The sequence below is a fragment of the Romboutsia sedimentorum genome, from assembly GCF_030131845.1.
GTDB lineage: Bacteria > Bacillota > Clostridia > Peptostreptococcales > Peptostreptococcaceae > Romboutsia_D > Romboutsia_D sedimentorum.
On record NZ_JASKYM010000003.1, the window covers coordinates 1 to 25,529 of the forward strand.

The 25,529-nt window shown below is 30.9% G+C and carries 18 protein-coding genes and 1 rRNA gene; 9 read left to right on the top strand and 10 right to left on the bottom strand.

The genetic code is table 11. The features are described from left to right. The 4 genes from rrf to QOZ84_RS08265 all read left to right on the top strand — a co-directional run. Positions 1–100, top strand: a 5S ribosomal RNA gene (rrf, locus tag QOZ84_RS08250); the annotation flags it as partial. A gap of 456 nt (positions 101–556) precedes the next feature. Next, on the top strand, positions 557–2,527 hold the full coding sequence (gene uvrB / locus QOZ84_RS08255) for an excinuclease ABC subunit UvrB (RefSeq protein ID WP_284132489.1): 1,971 nt from the start codon (positions 557–559) through the stop codon (positions 2,525–2,527). Next, positions 2,528–5,353, top strand: coding sequence for an excinuclease ABC subunit UvrA (gene uvrA, locus QOZ84_RS08260; RefSeq protein WP_284132490.1), 2,826 nt, complete (start codon positions 2,528–2,530; stop codon positions 5,351–5,353). A gap of 102 nt (positions 5,354–5,455) precedes the next feature. Continuing rightward, complete coding sequence (locus tag QOZ84_RS08265) at positions 5,456–6,985, top strand: YfcC family protein (protein ID WP_284132491.1); 1,530 nt, start codon at positions 5,456–5,458, stop codon at positions 6,983–6,985. Positions 6,986–7,052: 67 nt separating this feature from the next. On the opposite strand, the gene QOZ84_RS08270 is transcribed toward QOZ84_RS08265, so the two are convergent. The 5 genes from QOZ84_RS08270 to QOZ84_RS08290 all read right to left on the bottom strand — a co-directional run bounded on the left by QOZ84_RS08270 (position 7,053) and on the right by QOZ84_RS08290 (position 11,542). Next, positions 7,053–8,006, bottom strand: coding sequence for an ABC transporter ATP-binding protein (locus QOZ84_RS08270; RefSeq protein ID WP_284132492.1), 954 nt, complete (start codon positions 8,004–8,006; stop codon positions 7,053–7,055). Next, positions 7,999–9,024, bottom strand: a complete 1,026-nt coding sequence (locus QOZ84_RS08275) for an ABC transporter ATP-binding protein (RefSeq protein WP_284132493.1) — start codon at positions 9,022–9,024, stop codon at positions 7,999–8,001. Before QOZ84_RS08275 ends, QOZ84_RS08270 begins: the two co-directional genes overlap by 8 nt. Before the next feature lie 21 nt (positions 9,025–9,045). Beyond that, positions 9,046–10,077 (bottom strand): oligopeptide ABC transporter permease, encoded by a 1,032-nt coding sequence (gene opp3C, locus QOZ84_RS08280; RefSeq protein ID WP_284132494.1) that lies wholly within the window; start codon positions 10,075–10,077, stop codon positions 9,046–9,048. A gap of 1 nt (position 10,078) precedes the next feature. After that, positions 10,079–11,020: an ABC transporter permease gene (locus QOZ84_RS08285; RefSeq protein ID WP_284132495.1), complete on the bottom strand. Its 942-nt coding sequence runs from the start codon at positions 11,018–11,020 to the stop codon at positions 10,079–10,081. Positions 11,021–11,179: 159 nt separating this feature from the next. Then, positions 11,180–11,542 carry a DUF3899 domain-containing protein gene (locus QOZ84_RS08290; protein ID WP_284132496.1) on the bottom strand — a complete coding sequence of 121 codons (363 nt, stop codon included), beginning with the start codon at positions 11,540–11,542 and terminating at the stop codon, positions 11,180–11,182. A 214-nt stretch (positions 11,543–11,756) separates the two neighbouring features. Between QOZ84_RS08290 and QOZ84_RS08295 the strand changes: the two genes are divergently transcribed. From QOZ84_RS08295 to hprK, 3 genes are all read left to right on the top strand, one after another. Next, the gene (locus QOZ84_RS08295) at positions 11,757–13,391 is read left to right on the top strand and encodes an ABC transporter substrate-binding protein (protein WP_284132497.1); all 1,635 of its coding nucleotides are present in this window, start codon (positions 11,757–11,759) and stop codon (positions 13,389–13,391) included. A 110-nt stretch (positions 13,392–13,501) separates the two neighbouring features. Continuing rightward, positions 13,502–15,313, top strand: a complete 1,812-nt coding sequence (uvrC, locus tag QOZ84_RS08300) for an excinuclease ABC subunit UvrC (protein WP_284132498.1) — start codon at positions 13,502–13,504, stop codon at positions 15,311–15,313. Positions 15,314–15,320: 7 nt separating this feature from the next. Then, positions 15,321–16,253 carry an HPr(Ser) kinase/phosphatase gene (hprK, locus tag QOZ84_RS08305; protein WP_284132499.1) on the top strand — a complete coding sequence of 311 codons (933 nt, stop codon included), beginning with the start codon at positions 15,321–15,323 and terminating at the stop codon, positions 16,251–16,253. Between the two features lie 67 nt (positions 16,254–16,320). On the opposite strand, the gene QOZ84_RS08310 is transcribed toward hprK, so the two are convergent. From QOZ84_RS08310 to QOZ84_RS08330, 5 genes are all read right to left on the bottom strand, one after another. Next, positions 16,321–18,114: an NADH-dependent [FeFe] hydrogenase, group A6 gene (locus tag QOZ84_RS08310; protein WP_284132500.1), complete on the bottom strand. Its 1,794-nt coding sequence runs from the start codon at positions 18,112–18,114 to the stop codon at positions 16,321–16,323. 20 nt (positions 18,115–18,134) lie between these two features. Continuing rightward, positions 18,135–20,015: an NADH-quinone oxidoreductase subunit NuoF gene (locus tag QOZ84_RS08315; protein WP_284132501.1), complete on the bottom strand. Its 1,881-nt coding sequence runs from the start codon at positions 20,013–20,015 to the stop codon at positions 18,135–18,137. Positions 20,016–20,028: 13 nt separating this feature from the next. Continuing rightward, complete coding sequence (locus tag QOZ84_RS08320) at positions 20,029–20,526, bottom strand: NADH-quinone oxidoreductase subunit NuoE family protein (RefSeq protein WP_284132502.1); 498 nt, start codon at positions 20,524–20,526, stop codon at positions 20,029–20,031. Positions 20,527–20,861: 335 nt separating this feature from the next. Next, entirely contained in the window at positions 20,862–22,349 is a 1,488-nt protein-coding gene (gene cls, locus QOZ84_RS08325) for a cardiolipin synthase (RefSeq protein WP_331496543.1), read from the bottom strand. 170 nt (positions 22,350–22,519) lie between these two features. After that, positions 22,520–23,389 carry a formate/nitrite transporter family protein gene (locus tag QOZ84_RS08330; RefSeq protein WP_284132503.1) on the bottom strand — a complete coding sequence of 290 codons (870 nt, stop codon included), beginning with the start codon at positions 23,387–23,389 and terminating at the stop codon, positions 22,520–22,522. A gap of 263 nt (positions 23,390–23,652) precedes the next feature. Here QOZ84_RS08330 and QOZ84_RS08335 point away from each other — a divergent pair, with 263 nt between their 5' ends. Continuing rightward, the gene (locus QOZ84_RS08335) at positions 23,653–24,441 is read left to right on the top strand and encodes a formate/nitrite transporter family protein (RefSeq protein WP_284132504.1); all 789 of its coding nucleotides are present in this window, start codon (positions 23,653–23,655) and stop codon (positions 24,439–24,441) included. 170 nt (positions 24,442–24,611) lie between these two features. Continuing rightward, a complete protein-coding gene (murB, locus tag QOZ84_RS08340; RefSeq protein ID WP_284132505.1) occupies positions 24,612–25,526 on the top strand; it encodes a UDP-N-acetylmuramate dehydrogenase in 915 nt (304 codons plus the stop codon). Positions 25,527–25,529: the final 3 nt, after the last annotated feature.

Genomic DNA, 25,529 nt, shown 5'->3' on the forward strand with positions numbered 1-25,529 from the left:
AGAGGATACACCTGTTCCCATTCCGAACACAGAAGTTAAGCTCTTTAGCGCTGATGGTACTTGGTGGGCAACTGCCTGGGAGAGTAAGACGTAGCCACGTAATCTTTTTTTATATATTAAATTATTTAAGCTCTAGGGTATTAGCCCTAGAGCTTTTTATAATGCACAGAAAATTAAGTACATGTATTTCAATAAACTTGATTTTCAATAAGGCTTATAATTTATTAGTATTATTGAATTAAACTTGAAGAATAATTTATATATAAAAAAATGTATAAAATTAAAGCAAATGGATATTATAATAATATAAAACTTAATAGAAAAAAGATTTACTTAATCTCCCCCATTTTATAAGACCTCTATCCCCCATAGAGGTCTTTGTTTTTGTATAAAAAATATATGATAATAAAAATATAAATTAGGTTGAAAATACAATATATTGGGTAAAATATGCAAAAACACTAAATATAAAAATCTATTAAAAAAATTAAAATATAGTAGAATATGATATAATAATATTATAAAGAACTAACGTTCGTAGAAAGGAGTGAGATTTTTGGATTTTGAACTAAAATCAGACTTTAAGCCTACAGGGGATCAACCAACTGCTATAAAATCAATCGTTACAGCGATAAATAATAATGAGAAATTTTCTACATTATTAGGAGTTACTGGATCAGGAAAAACTTTTACTATGGCAAATATTATACAAGAAGTAAAGATGCCAACTCTAATACTTGCACATAATAAGACTCTAGCCGCTCAATTATACAGTGAGTTTAAAGAATTTTTCCCTGAAAATGCAGTAGAGTATTTTGTAAGTTATTATGACTATTATCAGCCAGAAGCATATGTTGCACATAGTGATACATATATAGAAAAAGATGCAAGTATAAATGATGAAATAGATAAACTACGACATTCAGCAACTGCATCTATATTAGAAAAAAGAGATGTAATAATAATATCGTCAGTTTCATGTATATATGGGTTAGGGGATCCTGAAGATTATAGAAATCTTATGGTATCCTTAAGACCTGGAATGGAAAAAGATAGAGACGAAGTTATAAAGCGTTTAATAGAAATACAATATGAAAGAAATGATATTAATTTTACTAGAGGTACATTTAGAGTAAGAGGAGATATACTAGAAATATTTCCTGCGAACAACGATGAAAGAGCAATTAGAATAGAATTTTTTGGAGACGAAATTGATAGAATAACAGAAATAGATTATGTAACTGGCAAGATGGTAGGTGTTAGAAATCATATAGTAATATTTCCAGCATCTCATTATGTAACAACACCGGAAAGAGTAGAAAAAGCTATTGTAGAAATAGAAAAAGAAGTAGAAGAAAGAATAAATTACTTTAAAGGTGAGGATAAATTAATAGAAGCGCAAAGAATAGACCAAAGAACAAGATATGATGTTGAGATGCTAAGAGAAATAGGATTTTGCCAAGGTATAGAAAACTATTCAAGACATATAACAGGAAGAAACCCAGGTGATAAACCTTATACATTGATGGACTTTTTCCCAGATGATTATTTGATAATAGTTGATGAATCACATGTTACGATTCCACAAGTAAGAGGAATGCATGCTGGTGATAGATCGAGAAAGGGCTCGCTTATAGATAATGGGTTTAGACTTCCATCAGCTTATGATAACAGACCTCTAAATTTTGGAGAATTTGAAGAAAATATAAATCAAATATTATTTGTAAGTGCAACTCCAGGACCTTATGAAATAGAACATTCATCAACTATAGCACAACAAATAATAAGACCTACAGGACTATTAGACCCAATAATTGAAGTAAGACCTATAAATAATCAAATAGATAATTTAGTAGTAGAGGTTAACAAAGTAATAGAAAAAGGTGAAAGAGTTTTAATAACTACTTTAACTAAAAAAATGAGTGAAGACTTAACTAATTACTTAAAGGAAATAGGAATAAAAGTAGAGTACTTACATTCAGATATAGATACTCTAAAAAGAGTAGAGATAATAAGAGATTTAAGATTAGGTAAATTTGATGTATTAGTAGGTATAAACTTACTTAGAGAAGGACTAGACATACCAGAAGTATCTTTAGTTGCGATTTTAGATGCAGATAAAGAAGGTTTCCTACGCTCAGAAACTTCATTAATACAAACTGTAGGTCGTGCAGCTAGGAACTCAGAAGGAAGAGTCATAATGTATGCAGACAAGATAACTAGGTCTATGGAAAGTGCAATAGAAGAAACTAAAAGAAGAAGAGAAATACAAGATTTATATAATGAAGAAAATAATATAACTCCAACTACTATAAAAAAAGGAGTTAGAGATAGTATAGAAGCAACTAAAATAGCAGATGAAGAAACAGTTTATGGAATTAAAGAAACTGATGATATAAATGAAATTAAAAAGAACATAGCTAATTTACAAATAGAAATGATGAAATCTGCAGAGAATTTACAATTTGAAAGAGCAGCAGAACTTAGAGATAAAATCAAACAACTAGAGGAAAGGATTAATAACTAAATGGAAGATAAAATTATAATAAAAGGCGCAAAAGAGCATAATTTAAAAAATGTAGACTTAGAGCTTCCAAGAAATAAGTTTATAGTATTTACAGGGTTATCAGGATCAGGAAAATCATCTTTAGCTTTTGATACTATATATGCAGAAGGTCAAAGAAGATATGTAGAAAGTTTATCTGCATATGCTAGACAATTTTTAGGACAAATGGAAAAACCAAATGTAGAGTATATAGAAGGTTTATCTCCAGCAATATCAATAGATCAAAAAACTACTTCTAAAAATCCTCGTTCTACAGTTGGTACAGTTACAGAAATATATGATTATTTAAGATTATTGTTTGCGAGAGTTGGAGAGGTTCATTGCTCAACTTGTGGTAAGTTAATAAGCCAAATGACTATACAAGAAATAGTCGATAATATGATGAAATTTAGTGATAGAACTAAGTTGCAAATATTATCTCCAGTAGTTAGAGGGCAAAAAGGTACTCATAAAAAAATAATAGAAAATGTAAAAAAAGAAGGATTTGTTAGAATAAGAGTTGATGGTGAAAACCATGAAGTAAGTGATGATATAGAATTAAATAAAAATCAAAAACATAATATAGAGGTAGTAGTAGACAGAATAGTAATCAAAGAAGGTATAGAAACTAGGCTTGCAGATTCTATAGAAACGGCAGTTAAATTATCAGATGGACTTGTTATAGCTCAAATAGTAGACTGTGAAGAAATACTTTATTCAACTAAATTTGCTTGTCCAGAACATGGAATAGGAATAGAAGAGCTATCACCAAGAATGTTCTCATTTAACAGTCCTTTTGGAGCTTGTGAAAGTTGTAATGGACTTGGAGAAAGTAGAGAAGTTGACCCTGATTTAGTTGTACCAAATAGAGATTTATCTATAAAGCAAGGAGCAATAGCTGCATGGGGTTCAGCTAATGGAAATGATGATACTTATTACAGCAAAATGGTTCAAAGTTTAGCAGATCATTTCAATGTATCATTAACTACTCCATTTAAAGATTTACCTGAGGACTTTGTGCATGAATTATTTTATGGACAAGATAAAGTGATGGTAGAATTTATATTTGAGTCTAAATTTGGAGGAAGAAGGCAATATAAAGCTCCATTCGAAGGAGTAATAGTAAACTTAGAAAGAAGATATAGAGAAACAAATTCTGAGTATGCAAGAGAAAAAATAGAAGAATATATGGCAGAAACACCTTGTCCAAAATGCAAAGGTGCAAGACTTAAAAAAGAAGTACTGGCAGTTTCAGTAGATAATAAAAATATAATGGATGTTACAGATTTTTCGGTTAATGATCTTATAGATTATATAGATAATATAAATTTAAATAAAAAACAAAAATTTATAGCACATGAAATATTAAAAGAGATAAGAGGCAGAGCAGCATTCTTAAGAGACGTTGGATTAGATTATTTAAATTTATCAAGAAAAGCAGGTACTCTATCAGGTGGAGAAGCACAACGTATAAGACTTGCTACTCAAATAGGTTCTGCACTAGTTGGAGTTTTATATGTGTTAGATGAGCCAAGTATAGGTCTTCATCAAAGAGATAATGATAGGCTTATAGGGACATTAAGACATTTAACAAATATAGGAAACACTCTTATAGTAGTAGAACATGATGAAGATACGATGAGAGAAGCTGACTATGTTGTTGATATAGGACCGGGAGCAGGAATACATGGTGGAGAAATAGTTGCACAGGGAACTCTAGATGAGATATTAGAAAACCCAGATTCTATGACAGGTCAATATTTAAGTGGCAAAAAACAAATAAATATACCTGCACAAACTAGAGAAGGTAATGGAAACTATTTAGAAATAGTTAAAGCTAATGAAAATAATTTGAAGAACTTAAATGTAAAAATACCACTAGGAAAATTCACTTGTATAACTGGTGTATCGGGTTCAGGTAAAAGTACATTAATAAATGATATATTATACAAAGGGATTGCAGGTAAAATAAATAGACTTAGAGAAAGACCAGGAAAGCACAAAGAAATAACAGGAGTAGAAAATATAGATAAAATAATAAACATAGATCAAAGTCCGATTGGTAGAACACCTCGTTCAAATCCAGCTACTTATACAGGTGTATTTGATATGATAAGAGATTTATTTGCGTCAACTAATGAAGCAAAAGCAAGAGGATATAAAAAAGGAAGATTTAGTTTTAATGTAAAAGGTGGAAGATGTGAAGCTTGTAAAGGTGATGGAATAATTAAAATAGAGATGCATTTTTTACCAGATGTATATGTACCTTGTGAAATTTGTAAAGGAGAAAGATATAATAGAGAAACATTACAAGTTAAGTATAAAGATAAAACTATATCAGACATACTAAACATGAATGTAGAAGAAGCTCTTATATTCTTTGAAAACATTCCTAACATAAAAAGAAAAATGGAAACGCTAGTAGATGTAGGGCTTTCTTATATAAAATTAGGACAACCTTCAACACAATTATCAGGTGGAGAAGCACAAAGAATAAAATTAGCAACAGAGCTTAGTAAAAGACCAACAGGGAAAACTCTATATATATTAGATGAGCCAACAACGGGGCTTCATATGGCTGATATAGATAAGTTAATTCATGTACTTCAAAGGTTAGCTGATACAGGAAATAGCATAATAGTAATAGAACATAACTTAGAAGTAATAAAAACGTGTGATTATATAATTGACCTAGGTCCAGAAGGTGGAGACAAAGGTGGCAAAGTTATTGCAACTGGAACACCAAAAGAAGTATCTAAGGTAGAGGGCTCTTATACAGGTATGTTTTTAAAAAGATATTTCAGTTAAGTCAAAATATAAACAAAGAACAAACAATATAAAGGAATAATTAAAACTTTGAAGAATATAGTAAGATATCAAATGAAAAAACATATAAAAGGGGACGATTGGATGTCATCAAAACAGAAATCTAAATTTTCATTTCCAACAGCATATACTGTAATACTTATAGTTATGTTATTGGTATTAGCTCTTACTTATATTATACCTTCAGGAAAGTATTCTAAATTATTGTATAATGCAGAAACTAATACATTTGTGATAGAATCACCAAACGGTAAAACTACAGAAAAGGAAGCTATTCAACAAACTCTTGATGATTTAGGTGTAAAAACTAATTTAAGTAAATTTACAGATGGATCTATAAGTAAACCTGTGGCAATTCCAGGTACTTATGAGCAATTAACTAAGGAAAAGCCAACTGTATTTAAAGCAGTAACAACATTTTTAAATGCTCCGATACAAGGATTATATGATTCTATAGACATTATAGCTTTTGTACTAGTAATAGGTGGTATAGTAGGGGTAATAAACAAAACTGGATCATTTACAGCAGGGATAAGTGCTTTATCTAGAAATCTAAAAGGAAAAGAAGCTTGGTTAATAGTTATAATCACTGTTCTTATAGGAATCGGGGGAACAAGCTTTGGATTAGCAGAAGAAACAATCGCATTTCATCCAATAGTTGTGCCAATATTCTTAGCAGCCGGGTATGATGCATTGGTAGCAATAGCTGCTATATATCTAGGTTCATGTATGGGAACTATGGCATCAACAGTAAATCCATTTTCAACAGTTATAGCGTCAAATACAGCAGGGATAGATTTTACAAGTGGTATGGCTATAAGGTTATTTATGTTAGTTGCAGGTCTTATAGTATGTGTTATATATACTGTTAGATATGCAGAAAAAGTAAAGAAAGACCCAACACAATCTTTAATACATTCTCAAAAGAAAGAGTTGGAAGAACATTTCCTAAAAGGCCATAATGAAGCTGAAGTACCTGAATTTACATGGGGAAGAAAGCTTATGCTGATAATATTTGCAGTTTCTTTTGGAGTTATGGTATACGGAGTTAAGGAATTAGGATGGTGGTTCGAAGAAATGACAGCACTATTCTTATTTGTAACATTTATATTAGCGTTAATTTCAGGTCTTAATGAGAAAGAGTTTGTGTCAGAGTTTGTTGATGGGGCATCAGAGTTACTAGGGGTTGCACTAATGATAGGTCTTGCTCGTGGTGTGACTATAATAATGGACGGTGGAATGATAAGTGATACTATATTAAATAACTTAAGTAATTTAGTTTCAAATATGAGTGGAGTAATGTTCTCTACAGTAATGTTCTTTGTATATATAGTATTAGGATTTTTCATATCATCATCTTCTGGGTTGGCAGTTTTATCAATGCCTATAATGGCACCTCTTGCAGATGTTGTAGGAGTAAATAGAGATGTAATAGTAAGTGCATATCAATTTGGACAAGGTCTTATAGGATTTATAACTCCTACGGGTTTAATTCTAGCATCCCTTGCAATGGTAAATGTAACTTATGACAAGTGGTTAAAGTTTGTTACGCCACTAATAGTAATTATAGCTATACTATCTATAGTGGTGCTAGGTGTAGGTGTAATAATATAATTATATTAATAAAAAATAGGTAGATTTAAATCTACCTATTTTTTATTAATTAATAGACTGATCATGTCTATAAATTAGTTTCATTTAAAGAAAGTTCTTTTTCGTACTCAACTAATTCAGTTTTAGAAGCATATATAAAGTGTCCTGGTCTTATCTCAGTCCATTCAGGGCTTTCAGTTGAATAGTCATGCATCTTAGGATTATATTTTATACGAGTTCTACCTTTTTCATAATCCGGGTCTGGAAGAGGTATAGCAGACAATAATGATTTAGTATAAGGATGTAGTGGATGTTCGTATAACTCATCGGCAGTAGTTAATTCAACTAGTTTACCTTGGTGCATAACACCTATTCTATCACTTATATACTTAACCATTGAAAGGTCATGGGCTATAAATAAATAAGTAAGACCATTTTCCTTTTGTAGTTTTCTAAGAAGGTTGACAACTTGCGCTTGTATAGAAACGTCAAGTGCAGATATAGGCTCATCAGCTATTATAAATTTTGGCTCTATAGCTAATGCACGAGCAATCCCTATACGTTGTCTTTGACCACCAGAGAATTCATGAGGATATCTACTAGCATGTTGTTCATCAAGTCCAACAGTTCTAAGTAATTCATAAACTCTTTTAGTTCTTTCTTCTTTGTTTTTACATAGTCCATGTATATCTAAACCTTCAGCTATAATATCAGTAACAGTCATACGAGGATTTAAACAAGCCATAGGATCTTGGAAAATCATCTGCATATTTTTGTTAACATGATGTCTTTCAGCTCTACTAAGTTTTTTAGCAGAAATATTTTTACCATCAAAGATAACTTCGCCATCGGTAGGGTCGTAAAGACGAATTATAGTTCTACCAGTAGTAGATTTACCAGAACCAGACTCACCAACCAATCCAAAAGTTTCACCTTCAAATATATGAAAAGAGACATCATCAACAGCTTTTACAGTAGTTTTTCTATCTATTTTAAAATATTGTTTGATATTTTTTACTTCTAATAGTACATTTTTATTCATCTATATTCACCTTCCTTCCTCCTACATTTATAGGTCTTTCAGTTTTTTTAGCTAAAGGATGTAAAAGCCATGTAGCTGCATGATGAGTATCACTAATTTTAAACATAGGTGGCTGTGCTATATGGTCTAGTTTTAATGCATAAGCACTACGAAGTGCAAAGGCATCACCTTTAGGTGGATGCATTAAATCTGGAGGAGTACCGGGTATATTATATAAATCATTATCTCCTATATCTAGGGTAGGCATTGAGCCTAAAAGTCCCCAAGTATATGGATGTTGAGGATTATAGAATATATCATCAGAAGTACCGTACTCTATAATTTTACCTGCATACATAACAGCAACTCTATCTGCCATATTTGCAACAACACCAAGGTCATGAGTTATAAATATAACAGCAACACCAGTTTTAGCTTGTAAGTCTTTGATAAGTTCTAATATTTGAGCTTGTATAGTAACATCAAGAGCAGTTGTAGGTTCATCTGCAATAAGTACCTTAGGGTTACAAGCTAAAGATATAGCTATAACAATACGTTGTCTCATACCACCAGAAAATTGGTGAGGGTACTGCTTAAATCTTTTTTCTGGATCAGATATTCCAACTAAGTCTATAAGTTCCATAGCCTTTACTTTTGCTTCTTGTCTACTAGTTTTTTGATGTTTTATAATTCCTTCCATGATTTGTTTACCAATAGTCATAGTAGGATTAAGAGAGGTCATAGGATCTTGGAATATCATAGCAATATCTTTTCCTCTTATTTTTTCCATCTCAGATTCGCCAAGCTTAGTCAAATCTTTATTATTAAATAATATTTCACCACTTTTTATATTTGCATTTGAAGATAATATTCTCATGATAGTTTTACAAGCAACAGATTTTCCAGAACCTGACTCTCCAACTATAGCTAATGTTTCACCCTTATGTAAGTCAAATGTAACCCCTCTAACAGCTTGAACTTCACCGCCGTAAGTACCGAAGCTAACACATAAATTTTTTACTTGTAGTAACTTTTCCACTTAATTCATCTCCCTCACTAATTATTGATTACGCATTTTAGGGTCAACCGCATCTCTTAAACCATCTGCAAGTAAATTAAGACTAAATATTAGTAAACAAACTACAGTAGATGGTATAAACATCATGTATGGGTAATTTTGCAATGCTTGGAAACCTTCATTTATAAGGACACCAAGTGATGCATCAGGTGGTTGAAGACCTAAACCTATGAAGCTTAAAAATGCTTCATAAAAAATTGCACTAGGTAATGTAAACATTATCATTACAACTATTGGACCAATAACATTAGGGAAAAGATGCTTAAGGATAAGTCTTATATCTGAAGAACCTAAAGTTTTAGAAGCTAATATAAATTCTTGGTTTTTAAGTCTTAGAACATGAGAACGGACAACTCTGGCCATTCCTGTCCAACCAGATACAGCCATTGCTAATGCTATGGATACTATACCGGGGTTAAATACCATTATAAATAATGTTACTACAACTAATGAAGGTATACCTGTGATAACTTCCATGATACGTTGCATAATAATGTCAACTCTGCCTCCGTAGTAAGCTGAAATACCACCATAACTAACACCAATAATTAAGTCAAATATAGCTGCTAATACTGCTATGAATAAAGAAACTCTAGCACCAGTCCAAACACGTGTCCATATATCACGTCCTAGAGAATCAGTACCAAATAAATAAGTTTCATCTATATTTTTTTCTGCATATACATCTACACCTTTTGAATCTTTACCATTCATAACACCTAAAGCCGATACAATAGGCATCTTTGGAGGAACTTTAACGTGTCTTATATTTTGAGATTTATAATCAAATTTAGAAAACATAGGAGCGAATATGGCCATTAAAACTATTGAAACTAGTATTATTAATCCAACAACTGCCCCTGGGTTTTTAAATAATCTTTTTCTAGCATCTTGCCAAAATGTCATACTTGGTCTAGTAATAGCCTCGTTATCTCCAGTTTGTGCAGGAATAGGCTCGAATAAGTCTGCTGTTAACTGCACTTCTTGATCATCAATAATTACCTTATCAACCATTTTACTTACCTCCCGCTAAACGTATTCTAGGATCTATTACACCGTAAAGAATATCAACTATCAATATGACTGCTATATAAAAAGCACTATATACTATAGCAACTCCTGATATTATAAATAAGTCATTTGTAGTTATTGCGTTTACTAGTAAATCACCTATACCTGGAACAGCAAAAACTTTTTCAACAACTAAAGAACCTGTAAGTAATCCTGCCGCTAATGGTCCCAAAACTGTTATAACGGGTATTAAAGCATTTCTAAGTGCATGTTTCATTATAACTGTACCTTTACTTAAACCTTTTGCTTTTGCAGTAATTATATAATCAGAATTTAAAACTTCAACAAGCTCAGTTCTAGTAAAACGAGCAACACTTGATATTGTAAAGAATGATAATGCTAGAGATGGAAGTATCGTCCATACATATCTAAAATCAGATCCTAACGGAACTCCCCAAGTTATAGGTAAAATATTAGATTTAGTACCTATATATAATTGGAGTGAGGCAGCAAATACAAATGAAGGTACCGAAACTCCTATTACAGATATAATAGTACAAGTATAATCCCAAATCGTGTTTCGTTTAAGTGCTGCAATAATTCCAAGTACTAGACCAACAATAGTACCAAAGATTAAAGATTGAGCACCAAGCATAGCAGAAGGACCTATACGAATACTTATAATATCCTCAACTTTTTGATTAGCTTGCTTAAATGAAGTACCTAACTTACCTTGGAATACACCAGTCAAATATCTAAAATACTGAACTGGAACTGGTTCATCTAAACCATACTGACTTTCTAATTGAGCTATTTGTTGTGCATTTAACTTTTGCTCATTAAATGGAGTACCTGGAAGAAGCCTTACTAAGAAAAAAGTAACCGAGATGACAACAAATAATGTGATAAACATGTATAAAATACGTTTCATTATATAGCGAAACACCGCTAATCCCCCCCTTTTTTTAATTGATAACATTTAAAAACTATAAACTATCTACTTTTGAATAATTAAAACTATTAAAAAATAGTATCTCAAGAAAGTCATAATGAGATTTCGTTAGTAGATAAAATTGTTAATAGATAAAATAATAGTTTTATATAATTATGATATTGAAATAAAACTTATGACAAGAGAAACTGAAGAAATTATTAAACCACATAACAGTAAATTATTAGTAAGGAAGAAATTATTTTCCCTATGAGTATAATCATCTATTGTAATATCATTATCATCACACAATGATCCTTTTCTTCTTTGAAGTTGTTGACCTAACTTATTAAATGCGTATATAGTTATATTAAAAAATCCTTTTTCCCATATAAAACACATTGCACCAAATAGAAAATAAATCATTCCGATAGTAAATACGCAGTTTATAAAAGAAAATCTACTAAAACCACTAAAAATAGAATAAATTGTGCTGGAAATTAGATTAAATGCAAGTAGTATAGAAAAATGTTTCATTTTGTCACCACCTCTAAAATTATTTATTAGTCTAATTGTAGTGACATAGTGATGGAATATCAAGTAAAAATTTAAAAAAACATATAATTTTTTTTATCTTAAAAAAAATCAGAAAATTTAAAAAAACAGATGATTTTTAATCAAAAATACTATACAATAAATTTTAAATATATAAGTTTATTTGTTAACAGCAAAAAATGGGAGGGTGATTGTTATGTTTTTAAAAAGAAAATTAACAGTAATGGCAACAGTAGCTTTACTAAGCACAAGTTTGCTATCTGGATGTAGTAGTTCAGGTGGAAGCGGAGGTGCAGCTACTCCAGAAGAGGTTCTTGCTAACAAAAACGCAAGAAATGCTTTGGCTATGGCTATAGATAAGCAAGCCTTATGTGATGTTATATTAAATAATGGATCACAGCCTATGAATAGATATACACCTGAGAAGTTAGCAAAAGATAATGGTAAGGATTATGGAGATCTTACTAAAGATATGGGATTTGATTTTGATGAAGAAGCTGCAAAAAAAGCTTGGGATAAAGCAAAAGAAGAAGTTGGATTTGATACTGTAGAACTTGAGTTATTAACATTTGACCATGACTCAGGAAAGAGAACAGGGGAGTTTGTACAAAGTGAATTAGCTGATTTAGAAGGTTTAACAGTAAAAGTTACTAATCTACCTTTTGAGCAAAAATTAGAAAGAGAAACTAATGGAGATTTTGATATAGCATTCTCAGGATGGGGAGCTGATTATCCAGATCCATTATCATTCTTATCAACTATGAAAACAGGAAATCAATTCTCTAAACAAACAGGATACAAGAGTGCAGAGTTTGATAAATTAGTTGATGAAGCTTCTAAATTACCAACAACTGAAGCTTATGCTAAATATGCAGAGGCTGAAAAAATGATGCTATCTGATGGATTCTTAGCTCCATTATTCCAAAAAGGTGCTTCTTATTTAGAAAAACCATATGTATCTGGAATAGTAAATAACACTTGGGGAGCGGATTTCACATACACATATGCTGATGTAGATAACAAAGATAAAGTTCTTAACTTAGCAACATCATCAGATATACCATCTCTTGATGTTAGTAAATCAACAGATCAATCATCTTTCCAAACTATGAACACTACAATGGAAGGTTTAACAAGAATAGATGAAAAAGGTAAAGTAAAACCAGGTGTTGCAGAATCATGGAAAGCTTCAGAAGATGGATTAACTTGGACTTTTAAATTAAGAGATAACTCTAAATGGTCAAATGGAGACCCTGTAACAGCTAAGGATTTTGAATATTCTTGGAAGAGAACTTTAACTCCTGAAACAGCATCTGAGTATGGATACATAATGGCCGACATAGTCGGTGCAACTGAAGCACCAGACAAAGGTGTAGATAAAGTAGGAGTAAAAGCAATTGATGATAAAACTTTAGAAGTTAAATTAACTAGACCAGTTTCATACTTTGCAGAGTTGATGTCATTCCAAGTATTCTTCCCACAAAATGAAAAATTCGTTGAGTCTTGTGGAGAAAAATATGGAACAGGTGTAGACTACCAAGTTTATAATGGACCATTTACACTAAAAACTTGGAAAATGGAAGATCAATTCTCAATGGAGAAAAACCCTGATTACTGGGATGCAGCTAACGTTAAGTTAAATAAAATAAATAATAAAGTAGTTAAAGAAACAGGAGCAGAAGTTAGTTTATATGAAGATGGCCAAATAGATAGAGCCGCATTAACTGCTGACTATGTTGATAAATATAAAGATAATAAAGAATTTAAAACTAGAGAATCAGCATCTACATTTATGTTACAAGTAAATGGTGGAAGAGGTACTAGTAAATAATATGAAATAGGAAAAACGCATAACTAATAGTAGGTAATTCTACATTAGTTATGCGTTTTTTTTATTTTTGGGTATAATTAAAATATAATTCATAAAATGGAGGCAATAAATTGTTTGATATACAGCAACATTTAAAAAATCTACCAGCAAAGCCTGGTGTATATTTAATGAAAGATAAGAACGACAATATAATATATGTAGGAAAGGCAATATCTTTAAAAAATAGAGTAAGACAATATTTTCAATCATCAAAAAATCATTCTTCGAAGGTAGTATCTATGGTTAAAAATATTAATAAATTTGAATATATAATTACCGATTCTGAACTTGAAGCTTTGATACTTGAATGTAATTTAATAAAACAATACAGACCCAAATACAATATTTTACTTAGAGATGATAAAACATACCCATATATAAAAGTAACGATAAATGAAGAGTATCCAAGGGTGTTAAAGGTAAGAAGAGTTATAAAGGATAAGGCAAAATACTTCGGACCGTACACTAACACTGGAGCAGTAAACGATACATTAGAAATAATAAGAAATACTTATCCAATTAGAACTTGTAATATTGATATTCAAAAATCAATAAAAAATAAAATGAGACCATGTTTAAATTTGCATATAAAAAAATGTGTGGGCCCTTGTGTAGGCAATGTTGATAAGGATGAATATAACAAAATGGTAGAAGAAATTATATTATTTTTATCTGGAAAAGAAGAAAAGCTTATAGAACTTCTAAAAGAAAAAATGAAGAAATGTGCTATGGATTTTAATTTTGAAGATGCTGCTATTTATAGAGATAAAATAAAAAGCTTAGAAGATATGATGCAAAAACAAAAAATAGATACTACTACTTCTGATTTAAATCAAGATATAATAGCTATGGCAAGAGCTAATGATGAAGCTTGTGTTCAAGTATTCTTTGTTAGGAATGGAAAGATAGTAGGTAGAGAACATTTTATATTAGAAGGCACTATGGAAATCGAAAAAGCAGCAATACTAGGAACATTTATTAAACAATTTTATATGGAACAAGAGTATATACCAAAAGAATTAATAATAGAGGATGATATAGAGGATAGCTTTATACTTCAAGAGTGGTTGTCATCTAAAAAAGGTCAAAAGGTAATTATAAAAGTACCTCAAAAAGGCGAAAAAAGAAGTCTTATAGAAATGGTAAGAAAAAATGCTATAGAATATCTTGAAAAATTTTCAGATACAAACAAAAGAAAATATGAAAAGAGCATAGGTGCATTAGATGAATTAAAGGAAATACTAGGTTTAGAAAAAAGACCTAAAAGAATTGAGTCTTTTGATATTTCTAATATACAAGGAGTAGATTCAATTGGATCTATGGTTGTATTTACAGATGGAAAAAAAGATAAAAAAGAATATAGAAGATATAAAATAGAAACAGTAATAGGTCCTAATGATTATGATTCTATGGCAGAGATAGTTGACAGAAGAATTAAATATGGAAACTTACCAGATTTAATATTATTAGATGGAGGAAAAGGGCAAGTTAGTGCAGTAAAAAAAGTATTAAAGTTGCATAATGTAGAAATTCCTCTATGGGGAATGTATAAGGACGATAAACATAGAACAAAAGGGCTTATTTCCCAGGAAAAGCAAATAGAGCTAGATAAAACTAGTAATTTGTATAGGTTTGTCGCAGGTATTCAAGAAGAAGTTCATAATTATGCTATAACGTATCATAGAAGTTTGAGAAATAAATCTTTGACAAAATCAGTTCTAGATGATATACAAGGAATAGGTGAGAAAAGAAAAAAAGCTTTATTAAATCACTTTAAAGATATAGAAAATATAAAAAAAGCTACTTTTGAAGAATTGTTAGAAGTAGACGGAATGAACAAGAATTCTTGTAAAAGTGTATATAATTTTTTTAGAAAGGGATAAATATTATATGAATTTAGTCGACAAAGTTTCAATTAAAGATATGGCAAAAGATTTAGAGTTAGAGTCAGTATGTATGCCTGAGGATAAAGATTATTATGTATATTCTCAAGATATAAATCGCCCAGGATTGCAGTTTGCAGGGTGTTTTGAACATTTTGCACATGATAGAATACAAATAGTAGGAAAAGCAGAATATAATTATTTTAGTTATATAGATGAACAAACGAGAGCTAAAGTTTTAGATAAATTTTTTGCTCATGAGATACCTGCATTGGTAGTAACTAGAGATTTAGAAGTTAAGCCTGATGTTATTAAATTTGCTAAAAAACATAATAGGGTAATTTTAACTACAAAAAGAAATACAACTAGGTTTATAAATAGACTATCTAACTATTTAGATGATAGACTAGCTCCCCATACAACACTACATGGAGTCTTAGTTGATGTATATGGAATAGGAGTGCTAATAAAAGGAGAAAGTAGTATAGGTAAATCAGAGACTGCACTAGAATTAGTTCAAAGAGGACATAGACTAGTAGCTGATGATGCTGTTGAAATAAGAAAGTTAGATGAAAGCATGTTGCTAGGTCAATCTCCAGAATTACTTAGACATTTTTTAGAAATAAGAGGAATTGGAATTATAGATGTAAGAAGTTTATATGGAGTAGGGGCAGTTAAAAATTCAAAGGGAATCGATTTAGTCGTACATTTAGAATCTTGGAATGAAGAGAAGTATTATGATAGACTAGGATTAGATAAAGAATATGAATCGATTTTAGAGATAAAAGTTGAAAAATTAGTTGTACCAGTTAAGCCAGGTAGAAATACTGCGATGGTAGTTGAAGTAGCAGCTATGAATTATAGACAAAAGAGAATGGGATATGATGCTGCTCAAGAATTTACAAAAAAATTATCTGATTTAATAGATACAAAAAAATAAAAATAAGAGAGGATAAAGATTATAAAAATAATCTTTATCCTCTCTTTAGTGTAGAATTTAATTAATATTAAATAGTTGCATCTGCTTCTTTAGGAGAGCTACATTTACTATTATTTTTTTCATATACACAGCTCTTGTCAAAGTAGTGAGTATGAAGGTACTTATGAGCAGAATCTCCATATGGCTTTCCTAAGAAAGTATCATATAAAGTAATTATAGAAGGATTTTCATGAGATTTACGTAATTTTTTACTGCTGTCTATGTTATATAATCCTTTAGCTCTTTTTTTAACTACATCATAATCGCCATGATGATAAGGTTGACCTCCACCAGCAACACATCCACCAGGACAAGCCATTATTTCTATAATATGATATTTAGAATTACCCTTAGCAACGTCATCCATAACTTTTCTGGCATTTCCAAGACTGCTAACTGCACAAACATTCACTATAGTTCCATCTACGTCTATACTAGCTTCTTTTATTCCTTCTAAACCTCTAACTTGAGTAAAGTTAACATCAGTTAATTCTTTATTAGTTACCCATTCATATGCAGTACGAAGAGCAGCTTCTAAAACTCCTCCAGTAGCCCCGAATATATCAGCAGATCCAGTAGATTCTCCTAAAGGACTATCAAAACATTCTTCTTCAAGGTTTAATAAATCTATCCCAGATTCTTTTATCATTTTAGCTAGCTCTCTAGTAGTTATAGCTACATCAACATCAAGCACTTCCCCTTGACCTAGCTCACTTCTAGAACACTCATATTTTTTAGCAACACAAGGCATTACTGAAACAACATACATGTCTTTTGGATCTACGTTCATAACATTAGGTCCAAAGTAATTTTTAGCTATAGCGCCAAACATCTCTTGAGGAGATTTACAGCTAGAAGGTAAATTTAATAATTGAGGATAATTATTTTCAACAAAGTTTATCCATGCAGGACAACAACTTGTTAATATTGGAAGATTATGATTTTCTTTAAGTCTGTGTAAAAACTCTGAAGCTTCTTCTAATATTGTAAGGTCGGCTGCAAAGTTTGTATCAAATACATGCTTAAATCCGATTGATCTTAAAGCTGCAACCATTTTACCAGTTGATATATCCCCAGGCTCTAAGCCGAATTCTTCACCTATTGCAACTCTTACAGCAGGTGCAACTTGAACTACAACAGTTTTTTCATTTTGGCTTAGTGCATCCCACACCAATGGGATATTATTAACTTCAGTTAAAGCACCAGTTGGACAAACGGAGATACATTGACCGCAGTAAGTACACTCTGTATCAGATAAATTAGCATTAAAGAAAGTACCAACTTCAGTATTAAAACCTCTATTTATACCAGATAAAACACCTACAGTTTGGATTTCATTACACATTGTTTCGCATCTTCTGCATAATATACATTTATCATGATTTTTAACTATAGATTTAGATGAGTTATCTGTTGGAGTAGTGGATTGTTCTCCTTTAAATCTTATCTTTCTTATTCCTAAATCAGCAGCTATGCTTTGTAGTTCGCAGTTCCCGTTTTTTTCACAAGCAAGGCAATCTTGAGGATGGTCAGATAACAAAAGTTCAACAACATTTTTTCTGGCATTCAATGCTTCTTTAGTATTAGTTTGGACATTCATATTTTCTTTAACAAGAGTTCCACAGGCTGGAACTAAACCTCTACCAGCACTAACCATACACACACGACATGATGCACATTGATTAACCATGTTTATATCGCTCATATGCAAATGACAAAGATTAGGTATTTTAACATTTATATTTTTAGCAGCTTCTAAAATAGTAGTACCTTTAGGCACTGATACAGATTTTCCATTTATCGTTAAATTAACTAAACTCATTGATATCCCCCCTAACCAAATTATTGTTTAATGATAGCTTTGAATTTACAGCTATCTAGACAAGCGCCACATTTTAAGCATTTAGTAGTATCTATTGTATGTTTTTCCTTAACATTGCCAGTTATGCAGCCAGCAGGGCATATTTTAGAACATTTAGTACATCCTTTACATGCATCAGTTATAACAAAACTAAGTAGAGACTGACATTTGCCAGAAGGACATTTTTTATCTACAACATGAGCTAAATATTCATCATAGAAATTATTAAGAGTACTTAAAACTGGATTAGGAGCACATTTTCCAAGTCCACATAAAGAAGTAGATTTTATAGTTGTAGCTAGTTCTCTTAAATCATCTAAATCCTTTAGGGTTCCTTTACCATCAGTTATTTTTTGAAGCATTTCAAGTAAACGTTTATTACCTATACGGCAAGGAGTACATTTTCCACAAGATTCTTCAACAGTAAACTCAAGGAAGAATTTACATATATTAACCATGCAGTCAGAGTCATCGAGAACAAGCATACCTCCTGAACCCATCATGGAACCTATTGCACCTAATGATTTGAAATCTATAGGAGTATCTAAGTTTTTAGAAGAGATACATCCACCAGATGGTCCTCCTGTTTGAACAGCCTTAAAGCTTCTTCCTTCAGGAATCCCTCCACCTATTTCATAAACTATTTCTCTTAAAGTCGTTCCCATTGGAACTTCAACAAGACCAACATTATTTATTTTTCCGCCAAGAGCGAAAACCTTAGTTCCAGGAGAGTCTTCAGTTCCATATTCAGTAAACCAAGAAGCTCCCTTGTTTATTATTGCAGGTATATTAGCAAAAGTTTCAACATTGTTTAAACAAGTTGGAACATCCCATAAGCCTCGTTTTGATGAACTAAAAGTTTTCATTCTAGGTTCGCCACGTTTACCTTCTATAGAATTTATAAGAGCAGTACCTTCGCCACAAACAAATGCTCCAGCACCGTATTTTAATTCTATATTAAAATTAAAATCAGTACCCAATATGTTTTTTCCAAGGACTCCTGCATTTTCAGCTTGAGATATTGCGATTTTTAATCTTTCTATAGCAAGAGGATATTCAGCTCTTATATAGATGTATCCAGTGTCAGCTCCAATTGCATAACCACATACAGCCATAGCTTCTAATACACTATGAGGGTCTCCTTCAAGTATAGATCTATCCATGAATGCTCCTGGGTCACCTTCATCAGCGTTACATACAACGTATTTTTGTCCTGGAGGTGTTTGAGCAGAAGATTCCCATTTAACACCAGTAGGGAATCCAGCACCACCCCTACCTCTAAGGCCAGATGCTTTAATTTCTGAAATAACTTCTTCTGGAGATAATTCAGATATGCATTTACCTAGAGCTACATAACCATCGCATCCTATGTATTCATTTACATCTTCAGGGTTTATATGACCACAATTTCTAAGTGCAACACGAGATTGTTTTTTATAAAAAGACATATCGTCATGTTTCTCTACTTTTTTATGGCCAAGAGAGGGCTCTTCAAATAGTAGTCTTTCTACTACTTTATGGTTAACTAAATGCTCAGTTACTATTTCTTTAGCATCATCTGGAGTAACCTGAACATAGAAAACGTTATCAGGAAAGACCTTAGCAATAGGACCTTTGGCACAGAATCCAAAACATCCTGTTAAGTGAACTTCAACTTCATTTTCAAGACCTGCACTTTTAATTTCACTTCTTAAATTTTCTATTATTTGTAGACTATCTGCAGAGGTACATCCAGTACCTCCACAAACTAATATTTCTCTTTTAGAAAGATTATTTCTATTGTGATTTTCTCTCATATCAAGAATTGGCTTTAATTCAGTAACTAAATTTTTTAATTCATCAAATGACTTTATTGTACTCATTATCTATCCCCCCTTAACAATTTAAGCTTAAATCATTATAGTAGCTTAATATTTCACTAACTTGTTCAGGCTTAACCTGACCAAAAACCTTCCCATTTACAACAACTACAGGAGCAAGACCGCATGCTCCGACACATCTTAAGCCATCAAGAGAAAATTTAAGATCCTCGGTAGTTTGACCAGATTTAATTCCAAGCTGTTTTTCAAATTCAGCCAGTATTTTATCAGCACCTTTAACAAAACATACAGTACCTAAACATACGCTTATTTTGTATTCGCCTCTAGCTTCAGTTGTAAAATAAGAATAGAAACTTACAACCCCATATACTTTAGCTGGAGCTATATTAAGAGCTTTTGCTATATAAAGTTGAATTTCTTTAGGAAGGTATCCAAATATACCTTGAGCATGGTGTAATACTTGTATTAAAGCACCATCTTTAGTTGGAAGAGCATCAATAAAGTTATCTAGTTTTTCAAATAACTGTTTGTTGCATGAAACAAAATCACACATATAAATCCCCCTTTTTATTTTGAAATTACTATTTTAATTAAAAATAATTAATTAATTAACGTGTACAAATCCTTATATTTAATTACTTGTAAAGGATTAATAATAAGGTATAGCTGAAAAAGCGTACTTAAGGATAGACAGTAGATGAATTTATTTTGAATTGAATGATATTAATGATAATTATATTATAGTATATAAAAGTTACCAAATTACAAAAAATCAATAAATTAACTAAAAATTTAGAAAAAATTAATTAGAAAAAAAGTAAAAAAGTAAAAAAGTGCTTGTTGTATTTAATTATACAACAAGCACTTTAAGCTATTTAAAAATTTATCTTATAAGACAGGAGATAAAAGTCTAGAAATAGATTCTTTTACTTTTACACTAGTAGACCTTGAATTGTATAAGTCTAAAGTGATTTGTCTTGAATTTAAAATATCATTTTCAAAAATTGATTTTTGCTTTTGTGAAATTTCAGAAGAATATATAAACGCATTTACCTCAAAGTTAAGTTCAAAACTTCTAATATCCATATTAGCAGTACCAATAGAACAAACTGCATCGTCCATTACAATTGTCTTTGCATGCAAGAATGAATTTTCGTCATAAGTATAAAGCTTAGCACCAAATTTTAATAATTCTCCAGCATAAGAATATGATGCCCAATAAACAAATGGATGATCAGGTTTAGATGGAATCATAATTCTAACATCAACACCAGATAAACATGCTATCTTTATAGTATCAGTAAGAGTTTTGTCTAGAATAAAATAAGGGCTTTGTATATATACATATTTTTTTGCATTTTGAATCATCTTAATATAACCATATTTTATTTCATCTAATTCAGTTATATCTGGTCCACTAGATACTATTTGAATACCTATGTTGTTAGAATGAGAGTTAGTAGAAGTAGTCTTATAACAATCATAATTAAAGTACTTATTTAAATCTAAATCTTCTTTAGTAGTATATCTCCAGTCTAGTATAAATCGTATGTTAAGATCTCGTATACAGTCCCCTGTAAGCTTAAGATGAGTATCTCTCCAATTGCCAAATTTAGAATCTTTACCTAGATATTCATCTCCTATATTATTACCACCTACAAAACCGATTTTACCATCAATAACAACTATTTTACGATGATTTCTGTAGTTTAAGTTGAAGTTTACTATTTTCATAAAAGAAGGAAAGAAAGAACCAACATTAACTCCGCCTTTTTTTAGCTTGATTATTGATTTATCACTAAATAATCTACTACCAACGGCATCATATAAAAGCCTTACCTCAACACCTTCTTTTGCTTTAGCTAAAAGAATGTCTATAATTTGATTTCCAATATCATCATCTTTAAATATATAAAATTGTATATTTATATATTTTTTAGCTTGTCTAAGTTCATCTAATAATGAATCAAAAAATCCATTACACTCTGAATAAATATCAACGCTATTATTATCTGTAAAATGAGCATTGTTTGAATTAGCCAATGCATAAATCATATCTCTATGTTCGACTATATTGGGTTCGAATTTGTTAGCATGTCCTAACTTAACATGAGTATCTAAAATACTACTTTTAATTATTTTATCTTCAGCTTCTTTTATTTTAAACATATTGTCTTTAGATATACCGCGACCAAAAGAAAGATATAAAACAAACCCTAATGGAGGAATTGTACTTAGTATAAGTATCCATGCAACCGTAGTTTCTATGTTACGCTTATCTCTAAAAATTAAATTTAAAACAATTAAAAAATTAATTAAATATACAGCAGTAAGGCATATTTCATAACCGGAACCTTTAAAAAAAGATAAATCCATAATAATTTACCCCCTTAAGAATTTATGATAACTATATTAATATTATATATTCTAATTGGTCAATCACCAAAGAAGAATGTTTTGATTATAAATAAAAGAGAGGATGAACTATTTAAAAATAGACCAACCTCTTTATAATCATTATATTTAATATTAAAACTTAATTTATACTATGAAGCATTTTTTATTTTAGATGAATCATCATTCTTACTATTAAATAAGAAGAAATATACACCAGCAACAAATACTGCTCCACCTAATATGTTACCTATTGTAACAGGTATTAAGTTATTTATCAATATGTTTGGTATACTTATAATAGAAGCATCAGCCGCAGTTTTATGAGCTGCTTCTAAGAACGCTGGATTAGTTTTACTGAAGAATCCAGCAAATAAATAACCCATATTAGCAACACTATGTTCAAATCCAGCACATACAAATAAGAATATACCAAAGAATCCAGCTAATAATTTACCAGCTACATCTTTTGCAGCATATGTCATCCAAACAGTAGCACAAACTATCCAGTTACATAATAAACCAGAAGCTATAGCAGAAGTCCATGTGAATCCAAGTTTTCCTATAGTAGTTTTTACTACAACACCACCGTATAATCCGTTACTCCAGTCAAATACTCCAGATAAACTTACAAGCCATGCTACTAAAACAGCACCTATTAAATTTCCAATCCAAACTAGTGCCCAGTTTTTAAATGTTTGCATCCAAGTAACCTTTTTATTTAAAGCTGCTAAAGTAACAAGTATGTTACCTGTAAATAAATCTCCACCAGCAACTAAAACAAACATAAGTCCAGCGGGGAACATAAGCCCAGCAACCATTTTACCTAATCCGTAAGTAGCAGGGTTTGCTAATAAGTTATAAGCAGCAGCAATCGATCCTAAAGCACCGAATGCTATATAAGCACCAGCTAAGAAAGCAGATGCTAAAACTTTTTTACTAGGTGTATTAACTTTTTTGATTCCAGCTTGAATAGTATATTGTGCTATTTCAGCGGGCATAAGCATTTTTTTATCTGACATTTAAAAGTCCTCCGTATTAAAGTTTAATATATTATTTTTATATAATTTCAAATTATTTTGTTCTATTTAAAATACAACAGATGTAATTATACAATAAAAAACTAATTTTGTATACATTAAACATTTAAATATAAAAATAGAAAAAAAATCCTATTACTAAACAAGATAATATTTTATTTCAACAAAATTTTAACAAAACCTGGGAAAACGGTGTTATAATGTTTTTGCAAGTATATTAATAATAAAATGGGGGGGGTGTATTTATGGACAAAAGGATGTTAACACCCGGGGAAGTAGCTAATACTACAGTGAATGTAGGAATAAAAAAAGCAGGACTATCAACAAAAAATTGTATGTTATTAGGAATATTAGCAGGGCTTTTTATAAGCTTTGGAGGATTAGGAAGCATATTAATTGGCCAGACCATGTCTAACATAGACCCAGGATTAGGGAAATTTGTTGGAGCGATAGTGTTTCCTGTTGGACTTATGCTAGTTGTAATTTGTGGTGCTGAGTTATTTACAGGAAATTGCCTAATGACACTAGCTGTAATGGAAAAGAAAATAACTATGAAACAAGTTTTTAGAAACTGGACATTAGTTTGGATTGCCAACCTTATAGGATCATTATTACTAGTATTGTTAGTATTTTACTCAGATACTCTAGGTGGCGATGCAGTAACTAAGACTATAGCAATAGCAGAAACCAAGACAGGACTTACAATTACACAAGCATTTTTAAGAGCTATTATGTGTAATATTTTGGTTGTTTTAGGTGTATGGATGGCAACTGCAGGTCAAGACATAGTATCAAAAATATTTGCATGTTGGTTCCCTATTATGCTATTTGTTTTATGTGGATTTGAACATAGTGTAGCAAATATGTTTTTTATTCCAATGGGAATGATGTTAGGTGCAAAAGTTACTATGGGAAGCTTAATAACTAATTTAGTTGTTGTTACATTAGGAAATATAGTAGGAGGAGCAATTGTAATTCCTTGGCTGTATCATAATTCCTATCTAAAATCTAATAAGATAAAAAGTACTAATTAAACAAAATGTACAGCGTTGATATAGTGATATCAACGCTTTTTTAATGCAATTTAAAGCCTTTATATATTGTTATTTTTTTTTTAATACATTATTATATATAAATAGATGAAATTAATAATATATTTATATAGATAAATAATGAATAAATAGTATAAACTAGGAGGAAATATATGAATAAGGAATATATATATGAAAGTTTGTTAAATATCGTAGGCCAAGAAAATGTAAAGTTAGATGAGCCTATGAAAAAACATATATCTTTTAGAGTGGGAGGACCTGCAGATATATTAGTTAAGCCAACGAGTGAAACTCAATTAAGTGATATAATGGTATTAATAAAAAAAGAAAAGATTCCATATTTAATAATCGGAAATGGATCTAATCTATTAGTGAAAGATGGCGGGATAAGAGGTGTTGTTATAGAGATATCTAACAACCTTAATAATTTCGATATAAAAGGAACTAATGTTAAAATTCAATCAGGAGCATTGCTTTCTGTAGTAGGGAAAGCTGTTTTAAGAGAAGAACTAAAAGGGTTTGAATTTGCAGCTGGAATACCTGGTACATTGGGTGGAGCCATAGCTATGAACGCAGGTGCTTATGGTGGAGAAATGAAGGATATAGTTAAATCTGTAAAACTTATGGATACAGATGGAAATATATTTGAGTTTACAAATGAACAAATGGCGTTTGAATATAGAAAAAGTATTCTTTCAAGAACTGATTATATAGTTTTATGTGTAGAGATAGAACTGCAAAAAGGAAACTATGATGAAATAAAAGCAACAATGATGGACTTTACTCAAAGAAGAGTTTCAAAGCAACCCCTAAGTTTACCAAGTGCTGGGAGTACATTCAAAAGACCGAAAGGGCATTTTGCAGGGCAATTAATAGAAGAATGTGGTCTTAGAGGTCTTACTTTAAGAGGAGCACAAGTATCAGAGAAGCACTGTGGATTTGTTGTTAACTTAGGAAATACTACAGCCAAAGATTTATTAGAATTAATGTATGTAGTAAAAAGTACTGTAAATGCTAAATTTGGAATAATGCTTGAGGAAGAAGTTAGAATACTTGGAGAGGATTAATAA

What these genes read in the sequence shown, in the direction of transcription:
- QOZ84_RS08315 (WP_284132501.1), bottom strand. Translation starts at nt 20,015, where the DNA reads ATGAGTACAATAAAGTCATTTGATGAATTAAAAAATTTAGTTACTGAA.
- QOZ84_RS08330 (WP_284132503.1), bottom strand. Translation starts at nt 23,389, where the DNA reads ATGTCAGATAAAAAAATGCTTATGCCCGCTGAAATAGCACAATATACT.
- hprK (WP_284132499.1), top strand. Translation starts at nt 15,321, where the DNA reads ATGAATTTAGTCGACAAAGTTTCAATTAAAGATATGGCAAAAGATTTA.
- QOZ84_RS08320 (WP_284132502.1), bottom strand. Translation starts at nt 20,526, where the DNA reads ATGTGTGATTTTGTTTCATGCAACAAACAGTTATTTGAAAAACTAGAT.
- murB (WP_284132505.1), top strand. Translation starts at nt 24,612, where the DNA reads ATGAATAAGGAATATATATATGAAAGTTTGTTAAATATCGTAGGCCAA.
- QOZ84_RS08295 (WP_284132497.1), top strand. Translation starts at nt 11,757, where the DNA reads ATGTTTTTAAAAAGAAAATTAACAGTAATGGCAACAGTAGCTTTACTA.
- opp3C (WP_284132494.1), bottom strand. Translation starts at nt 10,077, where the DNA reads ATGGTTGATAAGGTAATTATTGATGATCAAGAAGTGCAGTTAACAGCA.
- QOZ84_RS08310 (WP_284132500.1), bottom strand. Translation starts at nt 18,114, where the DNA reads ATGAGTTTAGTTAATTTAACGATAAATGGAAAATCTGTATCAGTGCCT.
- QOZ84_RS08265 (WP_284132491.1), top strand. Translation starts at nt 5,456, where the DNA reads ATGTCATCAAAACAGAAATCTAAATTTTCATTTCCAACAGCATATACT.
- QOZ84_RS08290 (WP_284132496.1), bottom strand. Translation starts at nt 11,542, where the DNA reads ATGAAACATTTTTCTATACTACTTGCATTTAATCTAATTTCCAGCACA.
- QOZ84_RS08335 (WP_284132504.1), top strand. Translation starts at nt 23,653, where the DNA reads ATGGACAAAAGGATGTTAACACCCGGGGAAGTAGCTAATACTACAGTG.
- QOZ84_RS08270 (WP_284132492.1), bottom strand. Translation starts at nt 8,006, where the DNA reads ATGAATAAAAATGTACTATTAGAAGTAAAAAATATCAAACAATATTTT.
- uvrA (WP_284132490.1), top strand. Translation starts at nt 2,528, where the DNA reads ATGGAAGATAAAATTATAATAAAAGGCGCAAAAGAGCATAATTTAAAA.
- cls (WP_331496543.1), bottom strand. Translation starts at nt 22,349, where the DNA reads ATGGATTTATCTTTTTTTAAAGGTTCCGGTTATGAAATATGCCTTACT.